General features: G+C 39.6%; 17 protein-coding genes. 8 read left to right on the top strand and 9 right to left on the bottom strand.

All coding sequences use genetic code 11. The annotated features are described in order from the left end of the window. Positions 1-8 precede the first annotated feature (8 nt). Positions 9-287 (top strand): peptidylprolyl isomerase PpiC, encoded by a 279-nt coding sequence (gene ppiC / locus AADY36_RS18860; protein ID WP_342409473.1) that lies wholly within the window; start codon positions 9-11, stop codon positions 285-287. 158 nt (positions 288-445) lie between these two features. Here the strand turns inward: ppiC and AADY36_RS18855 are convergent, their stop codons facing one another. The 5 genes from AADY36_RS18855 to AADY36_RS18835 form a co-directional block, all read right to left on the bottom strand. Beyond that, complete coding sequence (locus tag AADY36_RS18855; RefSeq protein WP_342409472.1) at positions 446-1003, bottom strand: GNAT family N-acetyltransferase; 558 nt, start codon at positions 1001-1003, stop codon at positions 446-448. Positions 1004-1119: 116 nt separating this feature from the next. Beyond that, positions 1120-1701, bottom strand: a complete 582-nt coding sequence (locus tag AADY36_RS18850; RefSeq protein ID WP_287200699.1) for a hypothetical protein — start codon at positions 1699-1701, stop codon at positions 1120-1122. Between the two features lie 846 nt (positions 1702-2547). Continuing rightward, on the bottom strand, positions 2548-3024 hold the full coding sequence (locus AADY36_RS18845; RefSeq protein WP_342409471.1) for a DUF4265 domain-containing protein: 477 nt from the start codon (positions 3022-3024) through the stop codon (positions 2548-2550). Positions 3025-3448: 424 nt separating this feature from the next. Further along, the gene (locus AADY36_RS18840) at positions 3449-4855 is read right to left on the bottom strand and encodes a YfcC family protein (RefSeq protein WP_175080086.1); all 1407 of its coding nucleotides are present in this window, start codon (positions 4853-4855) and stop codon (positions 3449-3451) included. A 152-nt stretch (positions 4856-5007) separates the two neighbouring features. Further along, the gene (locus tag AADY36_RS18835; protein ID WP_342409470.1) at positions 5008-6228 is read right to left on the bottom strand and encodes a M24 family metallopeptidase; all 1221 of its coding nucleotides are present in this window, start codon (positions 6226-6228) and stop codon (positions 5008-5010) included. A 129-nt stretch (positions 6229-6357) separates the two neighbouring features. On the opposite strand from AADY36_RS18835, the gene AADY36_RS18830 reads away from it, so the two are divergent. Beyond that, the gene (locus tag AADY36_RS18830; protein WP_285221178.1) at positions 6358-7437 is read left to right on the top strand and encodes a M24 family metallopeptidase; all 1080 of its coding nucleotides are present in this window, start codon (positions 6358-6360) and stop codon (positions 7435-7437) included. Positions 7438-7452: 15 nt separating this feature from the next. Here AADY36_RS18830 and AADY36_RS18825 read toward each other — a convergent pair whose 3' ends face one another. Further along, a complete protein-coding gene (locus tag AADY36_RS18825; RefSeq protein WP_342409469.1) occupies positions 7453-8061 on the bottom strand; it encodes a flavin reductase family protein in 609 nt (202 codons plus the stop codon). A gap of 10 nt (positions 8062-8071) precedes the next feature. Further along, positions 8072-8818 (bottom strand): SDR family NAD(P)-dependent oxidoreductase, encoded by a 747-nt coding sequence (locus AADY36_RS18820; RefSeq protein ID WP_342409468.1) that lies wholly within the window; start codon positions 8816-8818, stop codon positions 8072-8074. A 423-nt stretch (positions 8819-9241) separates the two neighbouring features. On the opposite strand from AADY36_RS18820, the gene ppc reads away from it, so the two are divergent. Further along, on the top strand, positions 9242-11887 hold the full coding sequence (gene ppc, locus AADY36_RS18815; protein ID WP_054564093.1) for a phosphoenolpyruvate carboxylase: 2646 nt from the start codon (positions 9242-9244) through the stop codon (positions 11885-11887). Here the strand turns inward: ppc and AADY36_RS18810 are convergent. Then, positions 11884-13923: a tetratricopeptide repeat-containing sensor histidine kinase gene (locus AADY36_RS18810; protein WP_342409467.1), complete on the bottom strand. Its 2040-nt coding sequence runs from the start codon at positions 13921-13923 to the stop codon at positions 11884-11886. The genes ppc and AADY36_RS18810 overlap by 4 nt on opposite strands. 337 nt (positions 13924-14260) lie before the next feature. Between AADY36_RS18810 and AADY36_RS18805 the strand changes: the two genes are divergently transcribed. Both AADY36_RS18805 and cdd read left to right on the top strand, forming a co-directional pair. Further along, a complete protein-coding gene (locus AADY36_RS18805; protein ID WP_062565518.1) occupies positions 14261-14629 on the top strand; it encodes a hypothetical protein in 369 nt (122 codons plus the stop codon). A 165-nt stretch (positions 14630-14794) separates the two neighbouring features. Further along, a complete protein-coding gene (cdd, locus tag AADY36_RS18800; RefSeq protein WP_285221175.1) occupies positions 14795-15727 on the top strand; it encodes a cytidine deaminase in 933 nt (310 codons plus the stop codon). On the opposite strand, the gene udp is transcribed toward cdd, so the two are convergent. After that, on the bottom strand, positions 15724-16479 hold the full coding sequence (udp, locus tag AADY36_RS18795; RefSeq protein WP_342409466.1) for a uridine phosphorylase: 756 nt from the start codon (positions 16477-16479) through the stop codon (positions 15724-15726). The two genes, cdd and udp, sit on opposite strands and share 4 nt — an antisense overlap. Positions 16480-16624: 145 nt before the next feature. Here udp and AADY36_RS18790 point away from each other — a divergent pair, with 145 nt between their 5' ends. The 3 genes from AADY36_RS18790 (at position 16625) to AADY36_RS18780 (ending at position 19620) form a co-directional block, all read left to right on the top strand. Then, entirely contained in the window at positions 16625-17404 is a 780-nt protein-coding gene (locus AADY36_RS18790; protein WP_054564098.1) for a DUF2189 domain-containing protein, read from the top strand. A 289-nt stretch (positions 17405-17693) separates the two neighbouring features. Then, the gene (locus AADY36_RS18785; RefSeq protein ID WP_342409465.1) at positions 17694-18803 is read left to right on the top strand and encodes an arginase family protein; all 1110 of its coding nucleotides are present in this window, start codon (positions 17694-17696) and stop codon (positions 18801-18803) included. Positions 18804-18927: 124 nt separating this feature from the next. Next, positions 18928-19620 carry a substrate-binding periplasmic protein gene (locus AADY36_RS18780; protein ID WP_055021854.1) on the top strand — a complete coding sequence of 231 codons (693 nt, stop codon included), beginning with the start codon at positions 18928-18930 and terminating at the stop codon, positions 19618-19620. Positions 19621-19633: the final 13 nt, after the last annotated feature.

Raw genomic sequence — 19633 nt, 5'->3', positions numbered from 1 at the left:
GATTTCCCATGGCAAATACAGCGCACGCACTGCACATTCTTGTTAAGCACAAAGAACAAGCTGAAGACATTATCAAGCAACTAAAAAAAGGTGCTAAGTTTCAGACTTTGGCTAAAAAATATTCAACATGTCCGTCAGGTAAAAAAGGCGGCGATTTGGGTGAATTCAAACGCGGGCAAATGGTGCCACAGTTTGACAAAGTAGCTTTCAGCGGCGAAATCTTAGAGCCACATCTAGTGAAAACTCGCTTTGGTTGGCATGTAATCAAAGTGCTATACAGAACTTAAAGTTTAAAGCCTGCCTAAATAGTGTAAGACATGTTGTTAGTCTTATACTTTTCATCTCAGTGAGTTAAAGCGCTAGGTTTAACTCACTTTGCCCAAAATCAGACCGTTATAGTTTGTAATTCAAAGGGCTATTTTAAGTCCTTTATTTTATTAACTTGTTATATTTCTTTAAACTCAGGTTTTATTAAACCAAAACACTTTAAATCATGGAATTCGTTTTTCCAGAAACCACTTGAACGCCTAATTCCTTCCTCTTTGAAACCTAGCTTTTTTAACACTGACTCAGAAGCAGCATTTCCAATCATAATGTCACCTTGGATCCGGTAGAGTTCGCCTAAAGGTTGGTCATTAGAGAATGCAAATTGGATAATCGTGTTAACAGCTTCGCAAGCATAGCCAAGTCCCCAATACTTTGAGGATAACTCATAGCCAATACCTGCATTTTTCATCTTCAAGTTTATTGAGTTAAATCCACACGTACCAATTAGTTTTCCCGAACTCTTAACTCGAATAGCCCAACGAACACCTACTTTGTCAGCAAAGCGTTGATTAAAAAAATCAATTAACTCCAATGATTGTTTTTCTGAATTAAAAACATCGATATCGTAATATCTAACAACGTTTTCATCAGTGAAAATATCAAGTAAAGCCTGTCCGTCACTTTTTGATAACTTATTAAGAATTAAACGAGATGTTTCTAACTCTGGAAATTGCACTTAGTCTTCCTTGAAATAAAACGCCGTTTTAAGCGGCAAAAATAGTTGGCTATAATTTGTGACGAATGAGCACAAGCCAGTTTTTTTAATCAGCTCTTGATTGCTTCGTTATGCTACTAAAACGCTTTAAACTGTATATCACTAAAAAACTCTTCTGCATTTTGAGCTAATTCAGGATATTCTTTACCCTTATAGTGACGTAGAGAGTATTCCGTATGCACACCAATAGATTTTTTAAATGGGTGTATGCAATTATATCCAAGATACTCTATCAGCATTACGGCTGTTTTATTGCCACCGACTTTAGCACTGTTATCTTGAGAAATAGTTTTGTGCTTGATGCACGTTGCACCATTAAGTTGTACCAACTCTTCTGAGTTTTCCACAAGATCAAACCTGCCAATATCCGGTGAGTTTGCTCGATGTTTGACTACATGCGAAAGAAACTCTTCACCGGAGGCAAACTCGGGAATTTGATAGAGTGACAAATTTATAATGCCACTGCTGTCATCATTCAGCTTAGTTCCGAGAGCAAGCTGATACCCTGTTGACGTAATGACAGACCAACTACCATTTTTAGGTGATAACGAAGAAACACCATAAATATTAACAGGAGTACCTGAATTAAGCTGTGGGGAAGTTGATGCGCACGACGTCACAAACAACAACGATATTAAAATAGTGGTAAATTTATACATTTAACTCTCCTTGTAGCACAACCTGTTTATAGCGAGCGAATCAGGCGTTTTTCTAGCATAGCGTCGGCGGAAAACCAGAGCGAAGCGGTGGTTTTGATGTCGGGTGCCTTTACTCGTTAAATCTGCACTGGAACGAAGCATTGAAATACTCAGCTTTATAAGAGCAATTTGACTCTAATACTTTTATGAACTCCTGCATTTTGCTGAAAGAGTTTAATGCTAATTCACATTCGGGTGCAGTGTGAACTTGCATAGAATATAGCTCCAATGAACTATACCTATTTGGCGCTGCAGTAAATGCATACTCATTTGTTGCCAAATCAGTTACGAGTAACTGATTTGATTCTACGACTTTACCAGACAAGCCAATTTTCTCTAACTCACCAATAGCGCAATCCCAGCCACCTTCATATTTTGGTGTTATTGGAACTATTAGGCCATAAGATGTATCACAGCCGGCTACAAATAATATGCTTAACAGTATGATGTATTTAATTGTGCACTAACTCCCTTGTTAATCGGCAAAATTTAGTTGGCTATAATCTTGAGCGATGCGACTTCAGCCAACTGGTTTTTGTCCGCTTTTTTAAGTAGTTTTGTTATATTTCAACTACACCATAATAGAGCATGATTATTGCCATAGATGTTACTACTAATGGTGAATATTAATATACCAACCACTTACGCATAGCTGAGACTTGACCCTTTCGGTAAATTTTATAACTTTTAATTGAGTAATTAATACTGCAACAATGCAGGCTAAAAAGCTAAATGTAAATAGCCCTGACCAAATGTTTGGAATGGCGAAACAAAGCCAACGTAATTTTATCCACTTTAAACAGTTTGTTAGGCATCTTCATCCGGCTCGGCATCGAAGGACCCAGGAATATGCTCGTCACATGTTTCATAAGCAAAAATATCTTCCGCATCCCAGATATCAAACTGTTCTATTACACTTAAATAGCAAGCAGATTTACGAACATTGATAGTTAAATATGTTTCATCCCATCTTTCCAATGAACAATCCAAATTGCGAATTTTTTCGATATAAAAATCTTGTTTATCTCTATCAATTGATTTGTCAAAGATTATTCTCAGCGTGCGGTTACCGCTTCTTGTTATGACATTTTCAATTTCCAAAATGCCGTTGTCGCCTTTAAAAGCTTGTACTTCATCCTTGAAATTTAACGAGTATGCAAAGAAAGGGACATTTTCAAGCCGAAAAATATTATTCCCTAGGGGCTCTGCCCACATAGACTCGCCGCCAATCATCCAATGATTGGGTAAAGATACGTGAACTTTAACTAATCCTTCATTGCTCATTTAGATGCCTAACAATTTAATAGTGCGCAAATCGCGTATATTTCTACCAAAAATCTACCCGTTTTATCATTTCTATATTTTTATCAAATTAGCCAACCATTTGCTAGCTAACAAAATATTTTTATATTGGTAAAGTGGCCTGATGACAAATATGCGCTAATTGCTCATTTTCCTGAATATAGGGGAAAGTTGTAACTTCAGAATCTAAAAATGTATAATAGAAAATATTCAATGTCCGCTCATAGCAGACTTTTAAAGTAATTACGTTAACTCATCCTGGGGTAGAAGCAAGTTACGGCTTATTTTCTGATTTGTGTACAGAGCCACCCTTCAATACCAACTCATTTCTAGCTAAAAACGTGTTGCTACAAATTAGTTTATATGAAATAAAAAAGCGCCAGGGCGCTTTTTAAAATCAACTAAGTTAATTTAGTGTGGGCTGTACATCTAAGCCATAGCCAAACATTACAGCTAATACTAATACAACCGATGCTGCGACCATTAGTTTGATCAGTAGTGGTAAACAGAATCTAAACCAATGGCCGTAAGGCACACCTGCCATCCCTAAAATACCCATAAGTACGGCGTTGGTTGGAATGATCATATTTGAAAAGCCATCACCAAATTGATAAGCAAGCACGGCAACTTGTCTTGGTACACCCACTAAATCACCTAGTGGGGCCATTAATGGCATGGTGACATAAGCTTGCCCTGAACCAGATGGAATAAAAGTATTGAGTAGGGTTTGAATAACCAGCATACCAATTGCAGATATTTCAGCTGATACATAAGAAAGCGGTAACGACATGCCATGTACAAGGCTATGTAAGATTTGGCCGTCTTCTAAAATAAGGGCGATACCCCGTGCAACACCAATTAACACTGCGGTGGTAACAAGATCAGATACGCCTTCTATAAATTTGTTTGCTGCTTCATCAGCAGATAGTTTGCCTAAAATGGCGACAACCACACCCCAAGCAATAAAAACACCACCTAGCTCGTATAAGTACCAGCCCTTAGTTGCGATGCCCCATACTGCAATTGCTAAAGTAATAATAAAGCTACCTAAAACTAGTTTATGGCGCAGGGCAAGTGCTGGGTAACTTGTTGCTGTTTGATTTTCCAGTGGGCAAGGCACGCCAATCATCATCGATTTAGACGGATCGTTAGCTACTTTTTTGGTGTATTGCCAAACATGATGAAAACCAATGAGCACAAATGGAATGAATATAGCTAAACGTAACCATAGGCCAGAGTAAACTGGGATACCTGCAATTTGCTGTGCGATTAATACCGTAAATGGGTTAAATGCCGATACCCCATAACCAATACCATAACCAGCGACTATCATACCTACGGCGGTCATTGCGTCTAATCGCATTGCCTTACAAAGCGCAACGAGAATAATAACAAAAGGAATATATTCGCCGGCGGTACCAATACTGCTTGATGCTAAGGCAAAGCAAAACACCACCATAAAGATTAATCGTTGCGGTTTTTTACCGTGTCGCTCTAAAAGCCTACCAATGAGAGCATCAACAGTGCCTGTGGCACGTGCAACAGCTAATACACCGCCAACAATTAAAACAAAGAAAATAACATCTTGAGCAGCAGCAAAAGCGCGAGGTATGGCTTGTAATAAATCCCATGGGGTTAAGTAATGGCGCTCAGCAACTGTTTGATAGGTGCCCGCAACAACCATTTCACGGCCTGATTCACTTAATGTAGTAGTGAAAAAACCTTGTGGTACTAACCAAGTAGCAATAAGCGCAACAACCATCATGCCCAGCAGCAGTATCAGGGTATGTGGAACTTTAAAACGTAAACCCATTTATTCTCCGTAATTATGTTAGGTTAAATTCTTGAAATCATAACATGATAAAAGCGGATTGGTTGTCTCTAAAATATACACACTGTTAATGATTGTAATAATTCAGATACAAAAAAGGCCAGAAAACTGGCCTTATAAAGTTTATTTGAATTTTATTTAGCTAACCCAAATGGGTCATCAATGCTATGAGCAGGCTCGGTAAACCAGCGCGGACCTTCGTCTGTCATATAAAAGTGATCTTCTAAGCGAATACCAAACTCATCCGGTATTACTAACATGGGTTCGTTACTAAAACACATACCTGTTGCAAGTGGGGTAGGGTTACCACCAACAAGGTATGGCCATTCATGAATATCTAAACCAATGCCATGGCCTGTTCTGTGTGGACAGCCTGGTGTTTGATACTCTGGCCCCATGCCATTTTCGGCAAGATACTGTCTTGCAGCATCGTCTACTTTGCCACATGCCACACCATTTTTTGCGGCAGCAAAAGCAGCAAGTTGGGCATTTTTCTCGTGCTGCCAAAACATGCGTTGGCGATCGGTTGCTTCACCAAATACATAGGTACGGGTAATGTCAGAGAGGTAATCATGTACTTTACAGCCAGTATCAATCAGTACCACATCACCTTTTTTAAGGGTTTGCGGATCTTTAACACCATGTGGGAAAGAAGACGCAACACCAAATAACACAATACAAAAATAGTTACCCGGCGCGCCGACTTTTTGGTGCGCTTTTTTAATAAAGGCTTCAACCTCAGTGGTGGTGATACCTTCATAAAGCATACTTGCCGTTGCTTTGTGTACTTCTAAAGTCATGTCCATAGCACGTTGCATTAAGGCAAGTTCACTGGCTGATTTATGCATGCGGCAGTGAGCTGTTACGCACTGTGCGTTAACAATGCTGTAATTGCCGTTCGCTTTATTAATACCGTCGTAGATAAAAAACTGTGCGCTTTCATCAATACCAAGGGTGCCATTTTTGCTAATGCCCATTTCTGTAAGAACATCTACACACAATTGATAAGGGTTTTCGTGCTCTTGCCAGCCACGAATTGGGCCATCAATCACCATAAAATCGTTTAAGCTGCCGATTTCAAAAAACGGTGCTATGTATTGCACATCACCTTTTGCAGGTAAAATAGCGCCAACTAAACGCTCGCTTGCGTACCAACGCATACCCGTAAAGTAGGCTAGGTTAGTGCCTGCATTTAAGTATATTGCGTCAATATTGTTTGCTTGCATATACGCTTGTGCTTTTGCGATACGCGCATGAAATTCGTCATTTTGAATAGGGGTTAAATCTGTTGTCATATCTGACAAAGAGTCAAGCGCCTGCTCTGGCGTTTGTGTGCCAATACCATATGTTGTCATTGTGTACTCCTTGGTTTTTTGTGCATTGTGGCTTGAGTAAACAGTTGATGCAAACTCACTGCGACTAATCGCATAATATTCGTATTTATGGACATAACTGTTAGCATGCGCAAAAAATAAGGAGCGACAATGCAAGTTAATTACTTAAAAAGACAAGCTGAATTTAAAGCCTTGCTAGAGCAGCAAGGTTACAGCGCGATGTTAGTACTTGGTCATGAAAATATTCGTTACTTAAGTGGATTTAGCGGTAATGCTGCTTATGCATTAATTACTCAAAATGCGTGTGTGTTGATCACTGATTACCGATACCATCAACGTGCAATTGCTGAAACAACAGGATTTGAAGTTGTTTGTCGAGACAGAGACAACGAAACCCTTGGCCATTGTATAAATAGACACCTTAACCCAAACAGCCATCTCGCATTTGATGCAAGCTATGTCACGGTAGCAATTTGGCAAGGTGTGGCAGATGAGCTAAGCGGCCACACTCTAACAGCGGTAAACGGTTTAATTGAAAAACTAAGACGCGTTAAAGATAGCTGGGAAGTGGCGCAAATTAAAGCTGCTGCAGCCATCGCTGATGAAGCATTAGCACAAACGCTACCTTATTTTAAACCGGGTGTAACTGAGCGTGACCTTGCCTTAGAGCTTGAATTTAGAATGCAAAAACTCGGTTCAGAAGGTATGTCGTTTGCAACCATTATGCTGTTCTCAGAGCGCTCTGCCTTGCCGCACGGTAATCCATCAGATCAGGTTTTAAAGCAAGGTGACTTTGTAACCCTTGATTTTGGCGCGGTTGTAAATGGCTATCGCTCTGATATGACTCGTAGTTACATTATTGGCGAAGCATCAGAAAAACAAACCCGTATTTATAATACTGTTCTTGATGCGCAAAATGCGGCACTTGAAATGGTCAAACCGGGCGTTAATTGTTTAGATTTAAATACCATGTCAAACAAGGTGATTGCTGATGCAGGTTTTGGCGAATACGCGGGTAAAGGCCTTGGCCATGGTTTAGGGCTATTTTTGCATGAAGTACCATTTATCAACACACTGACAGACTACAGCCTTGAAGTTGGTAATGTGATCACCATTGAGCCTGGCATTTATATACCAGGCTATGGTGGTGTGCGCCTTGAAGATGACATAGTTGTCACCGAATCTGGCTTTGAGGTGTTAACCCATGCGCCTAAGCCATTTGTAATCTAGTTCTTAAATTAAAGGTTATTTTTTAGCATAAGCTAAGCGGGCTAAACGTTCAGTTACATGGTAACTATCAAGCCCGCTCACTGCGACTGTATCAATAGCTTCAATATCGACAAAGCCATCTTCTTGCAAGCAAGCCTCATCTAAGTAGATATCGGTTATTTCACCTATGATCAGCTCCGTGCCATTGATGGCAAGGTGGTGGTGTTCTTTCAGTTCAAGTGCATATTTAAGCTTACTTTCTTTAACAAAAGGCGCTGTAAATTCATTTAGGTATTCAGTACTGAGCCCTGTTGCATCAAATTCAGACTCGTCTTTGTCGTAGCGTGCCGATGTTTGATGTGCTTTGTTGTAAATGTCTTTGTTTACATGATTAATCGTGTACTGCTTGGTGGCTAATAAGTTTTCTAGGGTATGGCGAGGCACTGAATGGGGCCTAATTATCATACCCACTAAAGGGGGATGTGCCCCAAGGTGAAATACTGAACTTACAATCGCTAAATTAGTTTGGCCATTATTATCTTGTGTGCCGACTAAGTTGGCACTTTTAAACCCCGACAAACTATTAATTAGATGGGCGCGGTAGCGGTTTTCTAAATTAGCAATGGCTTGTTTTGTTAAATGCATAAATTTCCTGTTACCAGTCTATGGGTTTTCCTTGCCAGTCAAAGTAGGCAGGGTTGTGTGATTGTTGTAAATAGTCAGCATCACTTATCAATGAATACAATTGCTCGGCTACAAACTCAGGGGTAAATAGCTTTCCTTTGGGCACATTTGCCTGAAAAGGTTTTGATAATGGCGTATCAGTAGTACCTGGGTGAAATAACACGCAGTGGCATTTTTTATAGCGTCTGCTAAGTTCAATCGCTGCAGATTTAAATAACATATTTAATGCCGCCTTCGATGCCCGATAGCTATACCAACCGCCTAACTTGTTATCACTAATGCTTCCAACACGTGCACTAAGAGCACACACCACAGTTGAAACTTTTGGCTTCAAAAGCGATGAGAATAAAGTCACACAGCGAATTGGTAGTAGAGCATTTGTCGTCATGCTATTTATAAAGTGCTGCTCAGATATTTGTTCAAGTTTACGTTCAGGGGCATTATCTGGATCATGCAATAGGCCGTTAAATATCATCAACTGTGCCAAATCATAGTGGCCACTGGCTAGTTCTTTAGCAATGCCACTCAAGCTTTGCTCTGAGTAGTCAGTAGTAAAATGCTGGTGGCTTATCTCATTGCTTGATGACTTATTAAAACTTGCCTTAAATTCACCTCGACTGATGGTTACGATATGACCCCTGTTTATTTGTTTATTTAGAGTGGTGAAATAGGCATTTGCAATTTCACTGCTTGCACCGCACAAAATATAGAGTTGCATTTTTGACCTGTTCTAAAAATATTTGAAAATTTTTTCGCTCAAACTCTCACCAACTAATAAAATGATAGTAGCTCTGTTTGTCTTGATCTAACCCTATAAACACATAAAAAAGGCTGGTAAAAATTTGACCATGCGAACTTTAAGGATGCCTTAAATTACGGGGATTTTACCTTTTAAATTGGTAAGTCCATTTTACCAATTGAGCTAGCTTTAACGCTTTGTAGCTGACTAAGCTGCGTATTTATTACACTTTTATGTTTATAGATTGGTTATTCTTTTTTACGAGTATGTTAGAAAATTCGATCTATTAAATTAACGCTGACAATGATATTAATAAAAGGGATCAGTATTTAGCTGCGTTCGTGCTTGGCTAAATACTGTGCAGTAAGTACTTTCAACTTAGTTAAAGAAAGGAGTATGAGAATGAGTGAACAATACGCTGCACTTCGCGGTAATGTTAGTATGCTTGGACAAATGCTGGGTCAAACCATTAAAGATGCACAAGGACAAGCCATTTTAGATAAGGTAGAAGAGATTCGCGCTTTATCTAAATCGTCACGTAGTGGTAACGAAGCCGACAGACAAGCGCTTATCGAAGTACTACACGCTCTCACAGATGAAGAACTATTACCGGTTGCACGCTCATTTAATCATTTTTTGAATCTTGCTAATGTTGCTGAACAATTTCATACCGTATCACGCTTTAATGATGTTGGTTTTTGCCAACTAAACCCTCTCACTCAAACATTAAAAGCGTTAGCAACAGCATCAAAGCAAGGTCAAGTTGATCCTAATCACTTGGCGCAAACACTCTCAAAACTCCACATCAATTTAGTTCTGACGGCTCACCCAACTGAGGTGACACGCCGTACAATGATCAATAAACACGTAGAATTAAGTGATTGCCTTGCCTCTTTAGAGCGTAAAGACAACTTACCTAGTGAACGTGCAGATTTATTAAACCGCATTGCCCAGCTTATTAGCCAAGCGTGGCATACTGACGATATCCGTCGCTCACGCCCAACGCCAATTGATGAAGCTAAATGGGGTTTTGCGGTTATTGAAAATAGCTTATGGCACGCTGTTCCGCGTTTTTTACGTGAGTTTGGCGAAGACGTAAAAGCAGAGCTTGATTTAGAGCTACCTATTGATTTCAGTCCAATTGAATTTACTTCTTGGATGGGCGGCGACCGCGATGGTAACCCGTTTGTAACTGCTGAAGTCACACAGCAAGTACTTGATCATGGCCGCTGGATGGCGCTTGATTTGTATTCTCGTGATATCGAAACGCTAAGCAATGAGTTATCTATGTCGGATGCAAGCGATGAGCTTATTGAGCTTGCAGGTCAAGACTTTGAACCTTACCGTGCGGTACTTAAAAAGTTAAAGAATCAAATTGCTGAAACTGTGACGCATTTGGGCGCTAAAATTAAGAAAAAGCGCACTGATTCTGAAGATTTAATTACTGATATCGCGCAAATTAAACACCCAATCGAAGTGTGTTATCGCTCGCTTATTAAAACCAACATGAAAGTAGTTGCCGATGGCTTGTTGCTTGATGTTCTGCGCCGTATTAATAGCTTTGGTCTACGCCTTGCAAAACTCGATGTACGTCAGGATTCATCGCGTCATGGTGATGTTTTCTCTGAGTTAACACGTTATTTAGGGTTAGGTGATTACCATCAATGGCAAGAAGAAGACAAACAAGCGTTTTTACTTGCTGAGCTAAACTCTCGACGTCCGCTAATTCCAAAACATTGGCAACCAAGCCCAGAAGTACAAGAGGTTCTAGATACATTCGATGTAATCGCAGCGCAAGATGCTCAAACATTTGGTTTGTATATTATCTCGATGGCACGTACCGCATCTGATGTGCTGGCAGTACAGTTACTGCTTAAAGAAAGTGGTTGTAAGTTTAACTTACCGGTTGCGCCATTATTTGAAACGTTAGACGACTTAAATAATGGTAAAGAGGTTATCGAATGTTTACTTGATAACACTTGGTACCGAGGTCATATTCAAAACCAACAAAATGTCATGATCGGCTACTCAGACTCAGCAAAAGATGCAGGCATGATGGCTGCTGGTTGGGCACAATATGAAGCTATGGATAAACTGGTTCAATTAGCCGAAAATCGCGGTATTGAGCTTATTTTATTCCACGGCCGTGGTGGTACGGTTGGTCGCGGTGGCGCGCCAGCTGCCCAAGCACTGCGCTCACAGCCTCCAGGTTCATTAAAAGGTGGCCTACGTGTAACAGAACAAGGTGAAATGATCCGCTTTAAGTTTGGTTTACCTGCTGTTGCTCTGCAAAGCTTAAATATTTATGCCGGTGCAGTTCTAGAAAGTAACTTGTTGCCGCCACCAGAGCCAAAGAGCGAATGGCGTGATGTTATGGAGCTTATTAGTGCAGATTCGTGTGAGCATTACCGTCAAGTTGTGCGCCATGATGAAAACTTTGTTCCTTACTTTAGAATGGCAACGCCAGAACAAGAGCTTTCTAAACTGCCACTTGGTTCTCGACCTGCGAAGCGTAACCCGAACGGTGGGGTAGAAAGCCTTCGTGCTATTCCATGGATCTTTGCATGGAGCCAAAACCGTTTAATGCTGCCAGCTTGGTTAGGTGCATTAACAGGCCTTAAAGCTGCGTTAGATAAGTATGGTATCGAGACACTTCATGAAATGAGCTTAAAATGGCCATTCTTCCGTGCTCGTTTAGAGATGCTAGAGATGGTATTTAGTAAAGCTGATACATGGTTAAGTGCGCATTACGATGATGCACTAGTAACTGAACAATATAAGCCATTAGGCGTGAAGTTACGTCAAGAATTGAGCGAAGCTATTGAGCTTGTTCAATCGCTTAGCCCACAAAAGAGCCTGCTTGCAGACCAACCTTGGATCAAAGAGTCAATCGCGCTACGTAACCCGTACACAGATCCACTTAACTTATTACAAGTTGAGTTACTGCGTCGTTCACGCGAAGCAGATGAAAGCTCTGCAGGCGATATTGATAATGCCTTGATGATCACTATGACAGGTATCGCTGCAGGTATGCGTAATACCGGTTAATAGCTAGTGTCATCGATTAACCTTGCATCAATTGGCAAGCTAATCACAAAACGAGCGCCGTGTTTACATGACTCGGCGCTTATTTTCCCTCTAAGATTATATTTTACCGCATTAAATACTACGTTTAAGCCAAGCCCTAGATGGTTTCCACCTAGATTTGTTGTATAAAAAGGCGTAAATATTTCATGTAGGATCTCATCATTGATACCGACACCGTTATCTTGGTAGGTAATTTCAACCACATGTGTATAGGCTTTAACTGTTACCTCGACAACACCTTGATCAGAATTCACAAAGCCATGCTCGCAGGAATTAATAACCAAGGTTTTTAATACATCACTTAAGATAGTTGGATATGACGTAATAACTGCTTCATCGCCATGAATTTTAAACTCAATTTGTTTACCAAGGTGTTTACTCAAAGGGTATAAACGATGACTAATAAAGCTTGGCAGCTGTATTTTGCTCATTGGTTTATCAAGGTGAATAGACACATTGAGCGCTTTGAATTCTTCGACGATGCCGGCAAGTCGATTAATGCTACTGATCACTAGCTCTTTAGCGCTATTGGTATCGGTAATAAACTTATGAAAATGTTTGCTAGAGAGCTCTCGGGCTTTAAATTTTTCTTCTAAACCTTCCATGTAATCATCTATTAATGAACTTGCTGTCACTATGGTGCCAATAGGGGTATTAAGTTGATGCGCCATACCAGATACCAGTGCTGTTAAAGAGGCTATTTTTTCGATTTCAATCAGATGATCTTGTGTATCTTTTAACTGCTCTAATGCTTTAGTTAATTTTTGTTTTTGTTTGTCTATGCTGTTAATGGCGATAAGTGAGCCAAATAAAATAACAACTAAACAGATGCTTACTACAATCGTGAGATCTTTAAATGCATTGGCTTTAGTGGCTTTTATTTGCTCAGCACGAGTTAGGTTAGAAATTCTTACTTCTTTTGCGGCAACATCGGCTTCTGCAAGCGCTTTTGCTAAATTCACTTTGGCTTGTCTGGTTAAAATAGCTGCGTTAATGAACGAATATTGTTTATAAGCGCTAAGTGCATTTACATAATTTTTTTGTTGCTCGTAAAGCTCTGCAGTTAATTTGGCAATCGATAACAGGGCTTCAAAATTAGTATGGCTAACAGTGTGAGTATCAACGGATGCAAGCGTTGTGAGTGCTTTATCAGTATGTCCTTGTGCTTCATACGTTTCTGCTAAACATAAAATAATATTAAGTTGCTCATTCTCAAGCTGTTTATTTTCAATAAGCGTCGAAGCTTCGTTGAGTACCTTTTCTGAGTCTTTTAAAAAACCCTGAAAACGTAATACTTTGGCTTTTAGAACCAGGCTTGAAGCAAGGTGAGTGGTGTAGTTGTGTTGGCTTTGCAGCCCGATAGCTTCATTGATAATCTTGAGTGCTTCTGGATACTGTTTTAACCCAATTAAAGCTAGCGCTAAATTATTACTTGCAAATGATTCGTTGAGAGTTTGATTTTTACTGTGGGCATAATCTCGATAGTATGTGAACGAGTCGGCAGCTTCTTTATAACGGTTTAAACGTAGCTTTACCAAAGCGATATTATTTTCGGTTTGATAAACTAAACGCTCATCTCGAGATTGTGCAAATGGCATGGCATCGCGATAGTACGCTAAGGCTTCTTCATATAGACCTAAGCGTGCATAAATCCCACCAGAAATATTGAAATAGCCATACATGAGGTCTTTTTCATCAGATTGAGAAACCATATTCATGTACTTAACAATGGTTTCCATGGCTTGTTCAAGCCTGTCAGTCTCAAGCAAAAACCAAGCTTTATAATTAGTGACTATAATCTTTTGTTCTAGCGTTAGTTCGGTAGTTTCAATTAGCGCATTGACAAACTCAAGCCCTTCTTGAGGTGAACTGGCGTAGCTTTGCCTTATTGAGGTTCTAAGCTTTTCAAATTCTTTAATGGGCATCGCTTTAGGTGTTGTTGAAATTAATAAAATCAACAAGGTAAAGCCAAATAATATAACCAATCGCGCTTTCATGACACACCAATCCATTTAAAAGTGAGCTTAAAAAATGCTCACCCATTTTGCTGTCTAAATAACGCTAAATATTATAAATTTTAACTAAATATAGGTTTATCTGAAAAAGCTGATTCTATGAAAGGAAAACTCATACTTGTGTCTAAAGTAAATAAGATATGAATTTGCATAACAACTCTTTAAAGTAGATCTAATCCTAAAATCTGAATTTTACAACTGGTCATACCTATTTTATTGCTAGGTATTGACTAGAGAGGCGATATTAATAAAATAGCCCAGCTTTTTGATTCAGCTACCGTTAAGCCAAATCAACCCCACGCTTTTTTTAGAGTAACTTATGCCAAACGTGTCTACTTGCATCACTTATGATGCATCGACGTCACTCGTGATGATGACGTTAAGAGGGACTGCTAGTGCACAGGATGTGATAAATTTTTACCAAATTGCCCAACAATATTCAGAATTACATGGGTCAGAGAAAATACTCGTTGATGTGTCTGAGATGACGCACAATTTCGCACCTGCTGATTTATTCACCATTATGCCGGAAGTGGCAAACTCTTTAAAAAAAGCTGTTGTAGCAATAGTTGTAAGTTTTGATGGTTTTATGCACGACTTATTTATGCAAAAAGCAAAGCGCTATAACTTACAAGCTGAAAACTTTGAATGTTTTAACAAAGCAAAAAATTGGCTGGTTCGTCAATAATTGGTCGAGCTAGTCATCGCTATTTTGTTGTGTATATCTGGGCTTACAAATACCGCTAATTTTTAGCTTTTATTGTGCGATTTACCTTGATGTTTACTCCCAAAACCTAGCAATTCATTACGTAACCTTTTAAACTGTTTAGCCAATTAATAATTATAATTTGTTATGACAGCAACTAGGATAGATGCAAGCAAACTAGCTCAAAATTCAGAGCCGTTTAGCTTCAATGATCAACAAAAAAATTCTCTTTTTGCCCAGCTTAAACAGCAACGTGGCATCTTATCTCAATCTGATATTTCTTCTCTTTGTCAGCAGTTTCAAGTTAGCCAACTTGAGTTACTAAAAGCCTGTGTACCCGTCGCAAGTTTATTTTCTGTCGCGCCTATTTCTAAATTCTATGTTGGCGCTATTGCTGTAGGGTTAAACAAGCAAGGCGAAACAAATTTCTATTTTGGCGCAAATGTTGAGTTTTCTCATCAAGCATTGAGTTTAGTCGTTCATGCTGAGCAATCAGCCATTAATAATGCATGGCTTAATGGCGCGCAAGCAGTGTTAAAAATTGCTATTAGCGATGCACCTTGCGGTTACTGCCGTCAATTTATGAATGAACTGAGCACCGCAGATTCACTTGAGATTTTATTGCCTGAACGCGATTTTAATCTTCATGAGTTATTACCTTATTCATTTGGCCCGAAAGACCTAGGCAATGAAGCGTGTTTATTTTCTAATAAGCAAAGCGATAAACAGTTTACTGAGCTTTCGATTGATGATGCTAAACTTATTCAACTGGCACTCAATGCATACGTGCCTTACACAGGTAACTTTAGTGCGGTTAAATTAACGACTTTTGATGAAGGTGACTTTTACGGAAGTTATGCTGAAAATGCTGCCTATAGTCCCAGCCTTTCGCCATTACAAAGTGCATTGAGTCAGTTTTATCTTGCGGGCTTAACCTTTGATGATAAAACAGTTAAGTCAATCACCTTGTTAGAAACACAAGGGGCAGAAAATCAATATGAGGTGGCTAAAAGTGTGCTGGCAAGTTTTGCAAACCCACCAGCATTTGAGCACTGTGTTGCTGAACTAGTTGAAGGTTAGTCTAGCAATAGTTTTGCAGCTTCAATGACGACGGCGACTGATTTTTTCTCAATCTCGCCGTGGTCAACATTCGGAATTTCTTGTTTAGTCCGATTTACTAATACCCCTGCAACACAGGCTGCGCGTAAGCCAAGAGCAGCACACATAGTAAATAGTGTTGCTGATTCCATTTCGTAGTTCATCACGCCTAGTTTTTGCCACTCTTCACAGCTGCCTTGGAATGAGCGAGGAACATAGCCAGAATAAGTATCGTAACGTTCTTGACCCGGGTAGAACGTATCACTCGATGCAGTAATACCAATGTGGAAATTAATTCCTAGCTTATCACATGCATTTACCATCGCTTGTGTTGCAAAGAAGTCAGACACAGCAGGGTAGCTTAGTGGAGCGAAATGCTGGCTAGCACCATCTAAACGTACTGAGGCTTGGCTAATTAAAATATCGCCTTCGTTAATGTGTGGCTGAATTGCACCGGTTGTGCCAATACGCAAAAAGGTATCAATACCTAGCTGAGCAAGCTCTTCAACAGCAATTGATGTAGATGGGCCGCCAATACCGGTAGAACAAACTACAACGCTGTGCCCGTTTAGCTCACCTCGGTATACATGAAATTCACGGGTCTTCGCTAAGCATTCTGGTTTATCGAGAAGTGTTGAAATGCGTGCTGAGCGGTCAGGATCGCCTGGGACAATCGCAAGGGTTGCGCCGTTTAAGTCCTGACGAGTAAGCCCTAAGTGAAATACCTTTTCCATTATTAAACCTTATTTTTGTCTAAAGCGTAATACTTTAATCATATGTGTTTAAAGTACAGGACAGATGTCCTATTAGATCACCAATGTTGCAAGAATTGCACAGATAACCTAAACCTAAAGAAGTAACGATAAAAGAGGATATATTATGCCTGCTTCATCTTCTATGAGTAAACACCATGAGTTTGCACGCTGTTTAGAAAGCTCGAAAATTTCAATTGGTGCGCCTTTTCATTGGTTAGCACTTGCATTTAAAGATATCGCGAATGCACCCATACTGAGTCTAGTCTACGGATTAGTATTTACCTTGATACCTGCCACTATCATGTATTTTGTTTATCAGTTTGATACACACTTAGTTATATTACCTGCTGTAGTGGGCTTTGCATTAATTGGCCCTGCCTTTGCTGCCGGACTTTACGATGTTGCTTGGGAGCTTGAAAAAGGCCACAAACCCACCTTGATGCACAGCCTTAAATCGATGTTTAGAAACCCAGCAGGTGAATGGGGCTTTGCAGTGTTATTAATGGTAATTATGATCGTTTGGATGCGCTTAGCTGCGCTTATTCATGCATTGTACCCGAACGTTGTTAACCCAAGTTTCGAGCAGTTATCTGCGTTTTTAACGCTCGGTAGTATTGTCGGTGGTATCTTACTGGTCACTGTATTTGCTATCTCAGCGTTTACTCCACAAATTATGATGGAACGCCGTGTTGATATTATGACTGCGGTAATATCTTCGATGAACGCGGTTAAAACAAATTTTGGTGCCATGGTTGTCTGGGCTGGTTTGATACTATGTTTGGTATTTGTCGGCTTTATTACAGGCACTGCTGGGTTTATCGTTATTATGCCTTTATTGAGCTACGCCAGCTGGCATGCATACATTGCCGTTATCAAAACTAAGAAGCCAAGAGGCTACGAATAATGAGTATTCACTTCGTTTGAATATAAATCTATAGCGGCAATCACCTAGGTTGCCGCAAAATTTGACTTTCTTTTCGCGCATGTTATACCTGCCAAAATACAGCGCTCTTATTTGACTAGAGCAGTTTAAATTCATCTGCATTAAAATTATAACCATTTAATATCAGTAAGTTATAGGTTTGGTTGAGCAAGTGATTGTTGAGTCTCAAAAATCCAGACTATACACAAACCTGATTGCGTAAGTTTTTTAATTACGCATGAATATGCAGATAAAGATCAGCGGAGTAGAGATGAGTAACACACAAAAAGCCTTCCACGAAAAACTAAGTCAGTGTCTTTGTCCTCCTGGCGATGGCGTATTTACAGTTAATACAGCAAAAGAACGTAAAGATGCGCTGCGTACTAAATTATACGGCCAAACAGATAATGTTGATGTGCTTTGGAAAGAGTCACTTGAAACACTGGCAGAGTCTGAACACAAAGCGGTAATTTTAGGTATTAGCTCTGATTGTGGCGGTGGTATTTTACGTGGTGCTAACTGGGGTCCACTATTTTTACGCTCTACCTTGATTGATCAACAACCACAAGCGCGCGCTTTTGATTTAGGTGATGTTCGTGTGATCCCGCATTTATTACATGATAAATACCTTAACGATGCAACCATTACAAACTGTCAAAAAGCGTTATATGCTGATGAAGACAGCCAATATCATGTATCGCCTTTGTCTATCACTGAAGATGTCTGTGATGGCTTTTATGCAAATTACCCAGATAAGGGTATTTTTGGTATCGGTGGCGACCATTCAATTAGCTACCCGCTGACTAAAGCTTACTTAAAAGCAAAACGTGACGCAGGAAAACGCACTGCAATCATTCACTTTGATGCTCATACAGACTTATTAGTTGAACGTTTAGGTATCGATTTATGTTTTGGTTCGTGGTGTACACATATTCTTGAGTACTTACCAGCTCCACGTAACTTAATTCAATTTGGTATTCGCTCTAGTGGTAAGCCTAAACAACACTGGGAAGACACGTTTGGCGTTAAACAACATTGGGCACACGAAATCATCGAACGTGGCGCTAAAGCTGTTGCTGAAGAAGTTATTGCGCAGCTAAAAGCAGATAATGTTGATGAGCTTTATGTGAGCTTTGATATTGATGCACTTGATGAAAGCTTTGCTTCAGCGACAGGAACACCAGAAGCCGGTGGTTTAACACCTCAGCATGCATTAGACATTCTAGTTGCATTGGCTGACGAGTTCCCAATTACTGGTGCTGACATGATGGAAATTGCACCATTCACAGATAGCTCATTAATCGGTCAGACAAGTTCTGAAACAACTCTAAGAGAAGGCGCTAAAATCTCAGCATTTTTAATAAATGCAATGAATAAGTAATTGACTCTAGAGCGGAAACACCCTGTTTCCGCTCATTCCTTTTTACTAAAAAATATTTCAATATCTGCAACTCCGAGCTATATTATTATAAAAAATAATTATAATTTATTTGGTATCGCTCATTATGCGCTCAATTATCACCTTGTCATTGCTGCTTTTTCTGCAACCTTGTTTTGCAGCAATTACTGTGGTGACCGAAAATTTCCCTAATTTCCAATACCTAGATGAAAATGGCGAATTAACTGGCACTGTAGTTGATAAAGTTAAATCAGGTTTAGATAAAAGTGGCGTGGATTATGAGGTGTCAGTAAATTCTTGGTCAATTTCGTATAACGCTGCATTGCGTGATAGCAATACCTGCATCTTTTCTATGGCAAGGCTTCCGGCACGCGAAGATAAGTTTACTTGGGTAGCGAAAATTGGTGGCTTTTCAGCGTCATTCTATTCGTTTAAATCTGAGCAAGTAAAAATAGCGAGCATAGACGAAGCTAAGAAATACCGAATTGCTGTATTAAAAAATAACTATTCACATATTTACTTAAAAGAAAACGGCTTTGATGAACGTAATCAGCTGATCTTACTTGATAGTTTTGACAACATTTATGATGTACTGAAAAGCAGACGCTCAAGTATCGATTTAGTCATCCTTAGTGATGAGCAGTTTAAACATGAACGTAATAATGATAGCACCCTTGAAGATTTAAAACCGATATTTAAACTGCCCGTTGGCACACCTCAGTTATACTTTGCCTGCAATAAAAATATCAATCCTGTGACTCTTGAAAAATTAAATAAAGGCTTTGCTATTAACGATTAAAAATAGCACTTGT

This window comes from Pseudoalteromonas sp. D15MCD-2, from assembly GCF_038562745.1.
Classification (GTDB): domain Bacteria; phylum Pseudomonadota; class Gammaproteobacteria; order Enterobacterales; family Alteromonadaceae; genus Pseudoalteromonas.
This window is presented reverse-complemented; position numbering and strand designations above follow the sequence as displayed.

Coding starts and splice junctions, on each gene's coding strand:
- ppiC (WP_342409473.1), top strand. CDS start 9: ATGGCAAATACAGCGCACGCACTGCACATTCTTGTTAAGCACAAAGAA.
- AADY36_RS18850 (WP_287200699.1), bottom strand. CDS start 1,701: ATGTATAAATTTACCACTATTTTAATATCGTTGTTGTTTGTGACGTCG.
- AADY36_RS18845 (WP_342409471.1), bottom strand. CDS start 3,024: ATGAGCAATGAAGGATTAGTTAAAGTTCACGTATCTTTACCCAATCAT.
- AADY36_RS18840 (WP_175080086.1), bottom strand. CDS start 4,855: ATGGGTTTACGTTTTAAAGTTCCACATACCCTGATACTGCTGCTGGGC.
- AADY36_RS18835 (WP_342409470.1), bottom strand. CDS start 6,228: ATGACAACATATGGTATTGGCACACAAACGCCAGAGCAGGCGCTTGAC.
- AADY36_RS18830 (WP_285221178.1), top strand. CDS start 6,358: ATGCAAGTTAATTACTTAAAAAGACAAGCTGAATTTAAAGCCTTGCTA.
- AADY36_RS18825 (WP_342409469.1), bottom strand. CDS start 8,061: ATGCATTTAACAAAACAAGCCATTGCTAATTTAGAAAACCGCTACCGC.
- AADY36_RS18820 (WP_342409468.1), bottom strand. CDS start 8,818: ATGCAACTCTATATTTTGTGCGGTGCAAGCAGTGAAATTGCAAATGCC.
- ppc (WP_054564093.1), top strand. CDS start 9,242: ATGAGTGAACAATACGCTGCACTTCGCGGTAATGTTAGTATGCTTGGA.
- AADY36_RS18810 (WP_342409467.1), bottom strand. CDS start 13,923: ATGAAAGCGCGATTGGTTATATTATTTGGCTTTACCTTGTTGATTTTA.
- AADY36_RS18805 (WP_062565518.1), top strand. CDS start 14,261: ATGCCAAACGTGTCTACTTGCATCACTTATGATGCATCGACGTCACTC.
- cdd (WP_285221175.1), top strand. CDS start 14,795: ATGACAGCAACTAGGATAGATGCAAGCAAACTAGCTCAAAATTCAGAG.
- udp (WP_342409466.1), bottom strand. CDS start 16,479: ATGGAAAAGGTATTTCACTTAGGGCTTACTCGTCAGGACTTAAACGGC.
- AADY36_RS18790 (WP_054564098.1), top strand. CDS start 16,625: ATGCCTGCTTCATCTTCTATGAGTAAACACCATGAGTTTGCACGCTGT.
- AADY36_RS18785 (WP_342409465.1), top strand. CDS start 17,694: ATGAGTAACACACAAAAAGCCTTCCACGAAAAACTAAGTCAGTGTCTT.
- AADY36_RS18780 (WP_055021854.1), top strand. CDS start 18,928: ATGCGCTCAATTATCACCTTGTCATTGCTGCTTTTTCTGCAACCTTGT.